This window comes from Pantoea rodasii (assembly GCF_002095465.1).
Lineage (GTDB): Bacteria > Pseudomonadota > Gammaproteobacteria > Enterobacterales > Enterobacteriaceae > Pantoea > Pantoea rodasii.
In genome coordinates this window covers 135,126-146,767 of sequence record NZ_MLFP01000086.1, presented here as the reverse complement: position 1 = coordinate 146,767, position 11,642 = coordinate 135,126, and the positions used below count along the sequence as shown (strand labels likewise).

The 11,642-nt window shown below is 57.1% G+C and carries 5 protein-coding genes and 1 pseudogene; 4 read left to right on the top strand and 2 right to left on the bottom strand.

Going from position 1 to position 11,642, the window contains the following annotated elements; all coding sequences use genetic code 11:
• Positions 1 to 15: 15 nt before the first annotated feature.
• On the top strand, positions 16 to 1,368 hold the full coding sequence (gene yegD / locus HA45_RS24055) for a molecular chaperone (RefSeq protein ID WP_100701003.1): 1,353 nt from the start codon (positions 16 to 18) through the stop codon (positions 1,366 to 1,368).
• A 52-nt stretch (positions 1,369 to 1,420) separates the two neighbouring features.
• On the opposite strand, the gene HA45_RS24050 is transcribed toward yegD, so the two are convergent.
• Together HA45_RS24050 and HA45_RS24045 are read right to left on the bottom strand one after the other, a co-directional pair.
• The gene (locus tag HA45_RS24050; protein WP_162288459.1) at positions 1,421 to 2,728 is read right to left on the bottom strand and encodes a carbohydrate porin; all 1,308 of its coding nucleotides are present in this window, start codon (positions 2,726 to 2,728) and stop codon (positions 1,421 to 1,423) included.
• A gap of 245 nt (positions 2,729 to 2,973) precedes the next feature.
• Positions 2,974 to 3,936: an aldo/keto reductase gene (locus HA45_RS24045; RefSeq protein WP_100701004.1), complete on the bottom strand. Its 963-nt coding sequence runs from the start codon at positions 3,934 to 3,936 to the stop codon at positions 2,974 to 2,976.
• 236 nt (positions 3,937 to 4,172) lie between these two features.
• Here HA45_RS24045 and HA45_RS24040 point away from each other — a divergent pair, with 236 nt between their 5' ends.
• The 3 genes and pseudogenes from HA45_RS24040 to mdtC all read left to right on the top strand — a co-directional run bounded on the left by HA45_RS24040 (position 4,173) and on the right by mdtC (position 11,585).
• On the top strand, positions 4,173 to 5,399 hold the full coding sequence (locus tag HA45_RS24040) for an MdtA/MuxA family multidrug efflux RND transporter periplasmic adaptor subunit (protein ID WP_100701005.1): 1,227 nt from the start codon (positions 4,173 to 4,175) through the stop codon (positions 5,397 to 5,399).
• Positions 5,399 to 8,520, top strand: a pseudogene (locus HA45_RS24035) (MdtB/MuxB family multidrug efflux RND transporter permease subunit). Before HA45_RS24040 ends, HA45_RS24035 begins: the two are co-directional and overlap by 1 nt.
• Positions 8,517 to 11,585: a multidrug efflux RND transporter permease subunit MdtC gene (gene mdtC / locus HA45_RS24030; RefSeq protein ID WP_100701007.1), complete on the top strand. Its 3,069-nt coding sequence runs from the start codon at positions 8,517 to 8,519 to the stop codon at positions 11,583 to 11,585. Before HA45_RS24035 ends, mdtC begins: the two are co-directional and overlap by 4 nt.
• Positions 11,586 to 11,642: the final 57 nt, after the last annotated feature.

Below are 11,642 nucleotides of genomic sequence, written 5' to 3'. Positions count from 1 at the left end.
GGCATGGGGGATAAAATGTTCATTGGATTCGATTACGGCACGGCCAACTGTTCAATCGCAGTCAGCGAGAACGGCACACCGCGCCTGCTGACACTGGAGAAAGGTCAGCGCCTGCTTCCCTCCATGATTTGTGCGCCAACGCGCGAAGCGATCAGCGAATGGCTGCATCGTCATCATCAGGTGCCAACACCGGACGTTGAAGGCACTGCGCTGTTGCAGCGTGCATTACGCTATAACCGCGAAGAAGATATTGAGGTCACGCCAGGCAGCGTGCAGTTCGGCCTGACGGCGCTGCAACAATATATGGTGGACCCGGAAGACGTGTGGTTTGTGAAATCACCGAAATCTTTCCTTGGCGCTAACGGCCTGAAACCACAGCAAATCGCCTTCTTTGAAGATCTGGTGTGCGCCATGATGTTGCACATTCGCCAGCAGGGCGAAACGCAAACTGACCGCCCGATTGAGCAGGCGGTGATCGGCCGCCCGATTAACTTCCAGGGCCTTGGTGGCGAAGACGCGAACCAGCAGGCGCAGGGTATTTTGCTGCGAGCGGCAAAGCGTGCCGGTTTCCGAGACGTGGAGTTTCAGTTCGAACCGGTCGCGGCCGGGCTGGACTTTGAAGCCACGCTGGATAAAGAGACGCGCGTGCTGGTGGTGGATATCGGCGGTGGTACCACCGACTGCTCGATGCTGCTAATGGGGCCGGAATGGCGCAACAAAACCGATCGTCGTGAAAGCCTGTTAGGCCACAGTGGTTGCCGCGTGGGCGGTAACGATCTGGACATCGTGCTGGCGTTCAAAACCCTGATGCCACTGCTGGGCCTTGGCGGTAACACGCAGAAAGGCACCGCCCTGCCCGCGCTGCCGTGGTGGAATGCCGTCGCGATTAACGACGTTCCGGCGCAGAGCGATTTTTATTCAGCGGCGAGTGGCAAACTGCTGCGTGATTTAATTCGCGATGCCGAAGAAGGTGAGAAAGTGGCGCACCTGCTGAAAGTGTGGCAGCAGAAGCTGAGCTATCGTTTGGTGCGCGCAGCGGAAGAGAGCAAAATTGCGCTGTCTGAAGTGGCTGAAACAGACGCCTCGCTGGCATTTATTGCCCAATCATTGCAGGCTGAAATCAGTGCCACGCAGCTGGAAGAAGCCATCAATCAGCCGCTGGAGCGGATTCTTGAGCAGGTTCATCTGGCGCTGGCGACCTGTGAAACCAAGCCGGAAGTGATTTATCTCACCGGCGGCAGCGCACGATCACCGGTGCTGCGTGCGGCATTACAGCAGGCCTTACCGGACACGCCCATTGCCGGTGGCGATGATTTCGGCTCGGTTACCGCCGGTCTGGCGCGCTGGGCGGAAGTGATGTTCCGTTAATCTGCAAAAAATGGCGGCCCATCTGGCCGCCATTTTCGTCTGCATCCGCGAATCAGAAATTAATGTTCGCCGCGATACCGCCAACAAACGCATCTTTCACTTCACTCACTGCACCCGGCGCCACCACATACTGCAGGTTCGGACGCAGCTGCAGCCATTTGGTTAGCTGCGCGTTGTAATAAACCTCGTAGTTATATTCCGAGCCATCCTGAATCGGCAGATAAGTTGGGCTGTTGAAATCAGTTTCGCCGTTGGCATTGTTCTGCTCACGCAGCGAGCGGGTATAAGCACTGTTGACGTGAATACGCGCCGCACCAACCCCGATCTCATCCTGTGGACGCGCATCAAACGGTCCTTTCCAGGTAAAGCTGATGGATTGGTAATTGTCGGTTTTCGAGGTTTTGTGGTCGTTCATCACCGCCTGAACCGTCACGCCCAAACCACGGCTGGCATCGCCACCTTGCGCCGTCAACTGCTGTTGCAACAGCACATATCCGCCGTAGGCGTGATCCTGGCTCTGATAAGCCCCATCGCGCCAGCTGCCGTAGTTATCGCTGTTGGCTGACGAGTAGTAATACCCGATACGGTAGTTACCCGGCAGTTTGTCGGCACCCAAGGTTGGTTTCCAGCCCAGTTCCACCGGCACCATATTGCCTTCGGAGTTGCTGGTGTCGAGACGGAAGCCATCGCCGCGATCGTAGTTCGAGCTGTTCTGGTTATAGAAGCCGACCTGGAAGAACACTTCCGGCGTGATGTTGAATTTCACACGACCGCCCCATTGGGATACCGGCCAGTTAAACCAGCGATCGCCACGCCAGTTACCCGCCTGGCCGCTACCAAAGGCAAGGTTCTGGAACTTACTGTCGAAGTTATCGAAATCTTCACCGACGGTGACACGACCGGCTTTCAGGTTAACCGCGTCATCGAACAGGCCTTTGCTTAACCAGAACTGCGTCAGGCGCCAGGTTTGTCCACGGCCATACACTTCCTGCGTCGAAGAAAGCATCCCGGTGCGGCGATCGGCCACCTGATCGGAGATGTTCTGCCCATTACGATCGGTAATGGTCATCTGGAATTGTGCGTCCTGCCAGTTCAGCAGTTTTTCCAGATCGAAGTTTGCGCCAAATGCCCACTGATCGCTGTAGCGCATTGAGGTGTTGGTATCAGCGCCACCAGCAAGGTTAGACGCGCTCTCCATGGTGTAATTGACGTCGAATTTTATGCCGTCATTTTCCAGCTGCGTTCGGGAACCACCCCAATCGCCGAACATATACGGTGAGTCATAGCTAAATGCATCAGCCGCCATTGCTGATGTACTTAACATCGCAAACATCAGGGTGCCCGCTGCCAGACGGGGCATATGCTGCACTGCTTTTTTCTGTTCATGATCATTATTCTTTTGTGGAGTGACTGGAAAGGATCGAACAGAGGATAGTGCTGGGGATATGTCAGTTTTTGCAAATATGTGCGCAGTGAATGCAAGGGTGATAGTTAAATAATGCAATTGTGACAGTGGTCTATGAATGAATATTTTTTTACAGAAATGGCATTTTTTGCATGGCAAAAAAACAAAATAATGCGGGACGCCGTAGCGCCCCGTGGTCACTATGCGTTACTGGCGCGCGCCAGCTCTTCAATTTCCTGCTTGCTCAGCTCTAACTCAGTGGCTTTCACCAGCTCATTAATCTGTTCAAGCGAGGTCGCACTCACAATCGGTGCAGTGATGCTCGGACGGGCAATCTGCCACGCCAGCGCCACCTGAGTAGCAGACGCATCATGCGAAGCCGCCACATCCTCCAGCGCTTCGACAATGCGTTTGCCGCGCTCGTTGAGATACTTCTCGACGATGCCCTGGCCGCGTTTACTTTTGCTGGCGTCTTCCGGCTTTTTGTATTTGCCGCTCAGGAAACCACTGGCCAGCGAATAGTAGTTAATCACGCCCAGGCCATTTTTAACCGCCACTTGTTCCAGCCCACCTTCATAATCCTGGCGGTCATACAGGTTGTATTCCGGCTGCAGAGTTTCATAGCGCGCCAGACCCTCTTTTTTACTGATATCCAGCGCTTCCTGCAGGCGTTGCGCTTTGTAATTGGAGGCACCAATCGCACGCACTTTGCCTTCTTTAATCAGTGAATCGAAGGCTTTCAGCGTCTCCACCAGCGGCGTATCCTGATCGTCGCGGTGCGCCTGATAAAGATCGATCACATCGGTTTGCAAACGGCGCAGCGAATCTTCTACCGCCTGACGGATATAAGCCGGCTTCAACCCGGTTTTCTCCGGTGACAGCTCCATCCCGACTTTGGTTGCCAGCACAATACTGTCGCGCTTGCCGCTCTTTTTCAGCCATTTACCGATGATGGTTTCGGATTCGCCCCCTTCATTGCCGGGAGCCCAGCGCGAATAGACGTCGGCAGTATCGATAAAGAATAGCCCCTTCTCCACCAGCGCATCGAGCAGCGAGAACGAGGTTTTCTCGTCGACCGTCCAGCCAAAAACGTTGCCGCCAAAAGTGAGAAGCGGAACCTGAATACCACTGTCGCCAAGCTGACGGGTTTTCTGTTGACTCATTTTGTTCTCCTTATTGAAACGAGACATGACTGCCTTTGAGCTTAGCAAAGGAAATCGCTGCGCTTATGCGTTTTCCTGCCAAAATGTTTACGTAATATGAATACTTAGCCCGCTAGCGGAGATATTCTTAATTCCTTCAATTTTGCCGGCCCGGCGTCTACAATCATTTCGTTTGCGAAACGGCCATTTTGCTTTCGCATTTGGGGAATACGAAACCGCTGGAGAGCAACATAGCAATGAACAGCCGAATGAAAAAAAGCCTGATAACCGTTGTCGTGATTGCCGCACTGGCGGGTGGATATTATTGGTGGCAGCATCCTGCGGAACCGAGTAAGCAGCCGCAAGCCGAGGGCCAGCAGCATCATGGTCGGGGCGCTGGCGGGGCCAATCGCCGTCCGCTGGCACCGGTGCAGGCCGCAGCCGCAACCACCCAGAGCGTGCCCTATTATCTCAGCGGGCTCGGCACCGTCACCGCTGCCAATACTGTCACCGTGCGCAGCCGCGTTGACGGCCAGCTGATGGCATTACATTTTCAGGAAGGACAGCAGGTCGAAGCGGGTGCGCTGCTGGCTGAGATCGATCCCCGTCCGTATCAAGTCGCTTTAATTCAGGCGCAGGGCCAGCTGGCAAAAGATCAGGCTACGCTCGCCAATGCACGACGCGATCTCAGTCGCTATGAAAAACTGGCGAAAACCTCGCTGGTGTCGCAGCAGGAACTGGATACTCAACGCTCGCTGGTGAGTGAAACCCTCGGCACGATTAAAGCCGATGAAGGCAACGTTGCCAGTGCGCAGCTCAATCTCACCTACAGCCGCATTACCGCGCCGATCTCCGGTCGCGTAGGCTTGAAGCAGGTCGATGTCGGCAACTACATTACGTCCGGCGATACCACTGGCCTGGTGGTAATCACCGAAACCCATCCGATTGACGTGGTATTCAGCGTTGCAGAGAACAACATCAGCCAGATCCTCAAGGCACAAAAAAGCGGCCAGCCACTGATTGTTGAAGCCTGGGATCGCAGCAACAAGACCTTGCTCACCAGCGGCACGCTGCTCAGTCTCGACAACCAGATTGATGCCACCACCGGCACCATTAAACTTAAAGCGCGATTCGATAATCAGGATGATGCGCTGTTCCCCAATCAGTTCGTTAATGCGCGCCTGAAAGTGGACACGCTGCAGGATGCGGTGGTGATCCCAACCGCCGCGCTGCAAATGAGCAACGATGGTCACTTTGTCTGGGTGGTGAACAGCGAAAACAAAGTGAGTAAAAAAAGCGTCACCGCCGGCTTACAGGACAGTCAGAAAGTGGTGATCAGCGCCGGTCTCGAAGCGGGTGAGCGCGTGGTCACCGACGGATTGGATCGTCTGACCGAAGGTGCCACCGTTGAAGTGGTATCGCCACAAAGCACCGTCACACACGGCACGCGGGCTGCTCAGCCGGCGCGTGGAGAGCGTCAATAATGCAGGTGATGCCTCCAGACAGCAGCGGCGGGCCCTCACGCCATTTTATTTTGCGCCCGGTGGCGACCACGCTGCTGATGATCGCCATTCTGCTGGCGGGCGTGCTCGGTTATCGTTTTCTGCCGGTATCAGCGTTGCCCGAGGTGGATTACCCGACGATTCAGGTGGTCACGCTTTACCCCGGCGCCAGCCCGGATGTGGTGACCTCCTCGATTACTGCCCCGCTTGAGCGCCAGTTCGGTCAGATGTCGGGGCTGAAGCAGATGGCATCGCAGAGCTCTGGCGGTGCCTCGGTGGTGACCTTGCAGTTCCAGCTGACGCTGTCTTTGGATGTCGCCGAGCAGGAAGTGCAGGCGGCGATCAACTCCGCCACCAATCTGTTGCCCAGCGATCTGCCGAATCCGCCGGTGTACAGCAAGGTCAATCCCGCCGATCCGCCGATCATGACGCTCGCCGTCACCACCACCAGCATGCCGCTCACCCAGGTGCAGGACATGGTGGAAACGCGCGTGGCGCAGAAAATATCGCAGGTGACCGGCGTCGGCCTGGTGACGCTGTCCGGCGGGCAGCGCCCAGCGGTACGCGTGAAAATGAACACGCAGGCGCTGGCGGCGTTAGGCTTAACCAGTGAAACCGTGCGCACCGCTATCACCAACGCCAACGTCAACTCCGCCAAAGGCAGTCTCGATGGCCCGACACGCTCGATCACGCTGGCCGCCAATGACCAGATGACCTCCGCCGAGGATTATCGCAAGCTGATCATCAGCTACAACAACGGTGCGCCGGTGCGTTTGGGTGATGTTGCCACGATTGAACAAGGTGCTGAAAACAGCTGGCTCGGCGCGTGGGCTAACCGTCAGCAGGCGATTGTGCTCAACGTGCAGCGCCAGCCTGGCGCCAATATCATCGCCACCGCAGACAGCATCCGTGCACTGCTGCCGTCCCTCACCGCCACGCTGCCAAAGTCGGTGGACGTGAAATTGCTGACAGACCGCACCACCAACATTCGCGCATCGGTGGCCGATACCCAGCATGAACTGCTGCTGGCGATTGGCCTGGTGGTGATGATTATCTATCTGTTCCTGCGTAACGTCCCGGCGACGATTATTCCCGCCGTGGCGGTTCCGCTCTCGCTGGTCGGTACGTTTGCCGCGATGTATTTCCTCGGCTTCTCGATCAACAACCTGACGCTGATGGCGCTCACCATCGCCACCGGCTTTGTGGTCGATGACGCTATCGTGGTGATTGAGAACATCTCGCGCTATATCGAAAAAGGCGAGAAGCCGATGACGGCGGCGCTGAAAGGAGCGGGAGAAATCGGCTTCACCATTATCTCTCTCACCTTCTCGCTGATTGCGGTGCTGATCCCGTTGCTGTTTATGGGCGATGTGATTGGTCGCCTGTTCCGCGAATTTGCCGTAACGCTGGCGGTAGCGATTCTGATCTCCGCCGTGGTGTCGTTGACGCTGACACCGATGATGTGCGCACGCATGCTAAGTGCCGAATCGCTGCGTAAACAGAACCGTTTCTCGCGCGCCAGTGAAGTGATGTTTGATCGGGTGATTGCCAGCTATGGCCGCGGCCTGACGCGCGTGTTGCAGCACCCGTGGATCACCTTATCGGTGGCGCTCGGCACGCTGCTGCTGACGGTGTTGATGTGGATCGCCATCCCGAAAGGCTTCTTCCCGCAGCAGGACAACGGCATTATCCAGGGCACATTGCAGGCTCCGCAGTCGGTGTCTTACGCCAGCATGGCGGATCGCACGCGAGATGTGGCATCGATCATCATGAAAGATCCCGCGGTGCAGAGCATGACCTCGTTCGTCGGCGTTGATGGCACCAACGCGGCACTCAACAGCGCGCGTTACAGATCAACCTCAAACCGCTGAGCGAACGTGACGACCGTATTCCTGCGGTGCAGAAACGTCTGCAACAGCAGATTGACCGCATACCGGGCGTGTCGCTGTGGCTGCAGCCGGTACAGGATTTGACCATTGAAACCCAGGCGAGCCGCACGCCGTATCAGTTCACGCTGCAATCGGGCTCGCTGGAATCACTCAGCACCTGGGTGCCGAAGCTGCTGGAGCAACTTAACAGCCTGCCGCAGCTGCGTGACGTCAGCAGCGACTGGCAGGATCAGGGGCTGGAAGCCTTTATCCGCGTCGATCGTGATAGCGCCAGCCGCCTTGGTATCACCATGGCGGATGTCGATAACGCGCTGTATAACGCGTTCGGCCAGCGCCTGATTTCCACCATTTACACCCAGGCCAATCAGTATCGCGTGGTGCTGGAGCAGAACAACGAGCACACGCCGGGACTCGCCAGTCTCGACGGCATCCGTCTGACCAGCACCGACGGTGGCAGTGTGCCGCTCAGCGCCATCGCACAGGTGGAAGAGCGTCATGCGGCGTTAAGTATTAACCACCTCGATCAGTTCCCGTCCGCCACCTTCTCGTTTGATGTCGCCGAAGGCTATTCACTGGGCGAAGCAGTGAAAGCGATTAGCGCAGCAGAAGATCAGGTCGGCATGCCAGCCGAGATGATGACGCAGTTCCAGGGCAGCACGCTGGCGTTTGAAGCGGCGCTCACCAGTACCGTCTGGCTGATTATCGCGGCAGTGGTGGCGATGTATATCGTGCTCGGCGTGCTGTATGAGAGCTTTATCCATCCGATCACCATTCTCTCCACGCTGCCGACGGCGGGCGTGGGCGCGCTGCTGGCGCTGATGCTGAGCGGTAACGAGCTGGATATTATCGCCATCATCGGCATCATCCTGCTGATTGGTATCGTGAAGAAAAACGCCATCATGATGATCGACTTCGCGCTGGCCGCCGAGCGCGAGCAAGGCATGGCACCGCGTGAAGCCATCTATCAGGCCTGTTTACTGCGTTTCCGTCCGATTCTGATGACCACCATGGCGGCACTGCTCGGAGCCTTGCCATTGATGTTAAGCACCGGGGTTGGCGCAGAACTGCGTCATCCGCTGGGCATTGCCATGGTCGGCGGCTTGATACTCAGCCAGATCCTGACGCTGTTCACCACGCCGGTGATCTATCTGCTGTTCGATCGCCTGGCGCACGCCACGCGCCGTCGCTTCAAGCGTTCTGAGGCGCAGCCGTGAAGTTCTTCGCGCTGTTTATTCATCGCCCGGTCGCCACTACGCTGCTGACGCTGGCGATTGCGTTGGCCGGTATTCTCGGCTTCCGCCTGCTGCCGGTGGCGCCATTGCCGCAGCTGGATTTCCCGGTAATCGTGATCACCGCCTCGCTGCCCGGCGCCTCGCCTGAAACCATGGCGGCTTCGGTGGCGACACCGCTGGAGCGTTCATTAGGGCGCATTGCCGGCGTCAGTGAGATGACCTCCACCAGCTCACTCGGCAGCACGCGCGTTATTCTGGTGTTCGATTTTGACCGCGATATCAACGGTGCAGCGCGTGATGTGCAGGCGGCGATCAATGCGGCGCAAAGCCTGTTGCCGACCGGCATGCCGAGCCGCCCGACCTATCGCAAAGCTAACCCGTCGGATGCACCGATCATGATCCTGACGCTGACCTCAGATATTTATAATCCCGGTCAGCTGTATGATTACGCCTCAACGCAGCTGGCGCAGAAGCTGTCGCAGATTCAGGGCGTCGGCGATGTCACCGTGGGCGGCAGCTCGTTGCCTGCGGTGCGCGTTGACCTTAATCCGCAGGCGCTGTTTAACCAGGGCATTTCGCTGGATGCGGTGCGCACCGCCATCAGCAATGCCAACCAGCGTCGTCCACAGGGCGCGATTGATGATGTGCAGCAGCGCTGGCAGGTACGCACCAACGATGAACTGCAAACCGCCAGCGAATATCAGCCGCTGGTGGTGCATTACAGCAACGGCGCATCGGTGCGCCTGAGCGATGTGGCCAATGTGCAAGATTCGGTACAGGACGTGCGCAACGCTGGGATGACCAACGGCAAACCGGCGGTGCTGCTGGTGGTGCGCAAGTCACCGGATGCCAACATCATCGAAACCGTGGATCGCATCCGCAGCGAGATGCCACTGCTGCATGAAGTGATTCCGGCCGCCATCGATCTGCAAATTGCCCAGGACCGTTCCCCCACCATTCGCGCCTCACTGCAGGAAGTCGAGCAATCATTAATGATTGCGGTGGCGCTGGTGATTCTGGTGGTGTTTGTGTTCCTGCGCGACGGCCGCGCCACCTTAATTCCGGCGGCGGCCGTGCCGGTTTCGCTGATTGGCACCTTTGCCGCCATGTATCTGTGCGGATTCAGCCTCAACAACCTGTCGTTGATGGCGCTGACCATCGCCACCGGATTTGTCGTTGATGATGCGATTGTGGTGCTGGAAAATATTGCTCGCCACGTCGAAGCCGGGATGAAGCCGTTACAGGCGGCGCTAACCGGCGTACGCGAAGTCGGCTTTACCGTATTGTCGATGAGTCTGTCGTTAATCGCCGTGTTCCTGCCGCTGCTGATGATTGGCGGCATTATTGGGCGCTTCTTCTCAGAATTTGCCATTACTTTATCGGTAGCGATCCTGATCTCGCTGTTTATTTCCGTCACCCTGACGCCAATGATGTGCGCTTACCTGCTGAAACCACAGGAAAAGCGCAGCCAGCCGCGCACCCGTGGTTTCGCCAAAGTGATGCTGAGCGTACAACACGGCTACGCGCGTTCATTGGGATGGGTGCTGAATCACGCCATCTGGGTGCTGATGCTGCTGCTCGCCACCGTTGGGCTGACGGTATATCTGTTTATCTCGATCCCGAAAACCTTTATGCCGGAGCAGGACACCGGGCGCTTAAACGGTTTTATCTCGGCGGACCAAAGCATCTCGTTCCAGGCGATGCGCGGCAAGCTGCAGGACTTTATGAACATCATCAAGGCCGATCCGGCGGTGGATAACGTCACTGGCTTTACCGGCGGTTCGCGCACCAACAGCGGCTCGATGTTCGTGTCGCTCAAACCGCTGTCCGAGCGCAGCGAAAGCGCCCAGGAAGTGATTGCACGCCTGCGCACCAAGCTGGCGAAAGAGCCCGGTGCCAACCTGTATCTCAACGCGGTGCAAGATATTCGCATCGGTGGACGTGAATCCAACGCCAGCTATCAGTACAGCCTGCTGTCGGATAATCTTGCCGACCTGCGCGAGTGGGAGCCGAAAATTCGCCTGGCGTTTGCCGCGCTGCCGGAACTGGTGGATGTGAACTCCGATCAGCAAGACAAAGGCAGCGAAATGGACCTGACCTACGATCGGGAAAGCATGGCGCGGCTGGGGATAGACGTGTCGGCTGCCAATGCGCTGCTGAATAACGCCTTTGGTCAGCGGCAGATCTCCACCATTTATCAGCCGCTGAATCAGTACAAAGTGGTGATGGAAGTCGATCCGCGCTACACCCAGGATATCAGCGCGCTCGATCAGATGTTCGTGATCAACAGCGAGGGCAAAGCGATTCCGCTCAGTGGATTTGCGAAATGGCAACCGGCCAACGCGCCGCTGTCGGTGAACCATGAAGGTTTGTCTGCCGCCTCAACCATTTCGTTTAACCTGCCGGAAGGCGTGTCGTTATCGGAAGCTTCGGCGGCAATTGAGCGCACCATGACGGCGCTCGGCGTGCCCTCCAGCGTACGCGGCAGTTTTGCCGGTACCGCGCAGGTGTTTGAGCAGTCGCAATCCAACCAGCTGTATCTGATGCTGGCGGCAATTGCGGCGGTTTATATCGTGCTGGGGATTTTGTATGAGAGCTATGTGCATCCGCTGACCATTCTTTCCACCCTGCCCTCAGCGGGTGTCGGTGCGCTGCTGGCGCTGGAGCTGTTTAATACGCCGTTCAGCTTGATTGCGCTGATAGGGATCCTGCTGCTGATCGGCATCGTGAAGAAGAACGCCATCATGATGGTGGATTTCGCGCTGGAGGCGCAGCGCAATGGCAATCTCAGCGCGCGTGACGCGATTTTCCAGGCGTGCCAGCTGCGTTTTCGCCCAATTTTAATGACCACGCTGGCGGCGCTGTTTGGTGCATTGCCGCTGGTGCTAACCAGCGGTGACGGCGCGGAGCTGCGTCAACCGCTCGGGATCACCATCGCAGGCGGTTTGCTGATGAGCCAGCTCCTGACGCTCTACACCACGCCAGTGGTGTATCTGATGATGGATAAGCTGAGCCGGCGTAAAAAAGCGGCATTGATTACCGAATGACCATGCTATATACCTTTGCCATATAGCATTAAGCGAGTAAACTTTACCCAGTCACTA

What these genes read in the sequence shown, in the direction of transcription:
- HA45_RS24045 (WP_100701004.1), bottom strand. Translation starts at nt 3,936, where the DNA reads ATGAGTCAACAGAAAACCCGTCAGCTTGGCGACAGTGGTATTCAGGTT.
- HA45_RS24040 (WP_100701005.1), top strand. Translation starts at nt 4,173, where the DNA reads ATGAACAGCCGAATGAAAAAAAGCCTGATAACCGTTGTCGTGATTGCC.
- yegD (WP_100701003.1), top strand. Translation starts at nt 16, where the DNA reads ATGTTCATTGGATTCGATTACGGCACGGCCAACTGTTCAATCGCAGTC.
- HA45_RS24050 (WP_162288459.1), bottom strand. Translation starts at nt 2,728, where the DNA reads ATGCCCCGTCTGGCAGCGGGCACCCTGATGTTTGCGATGTTAAGTACA.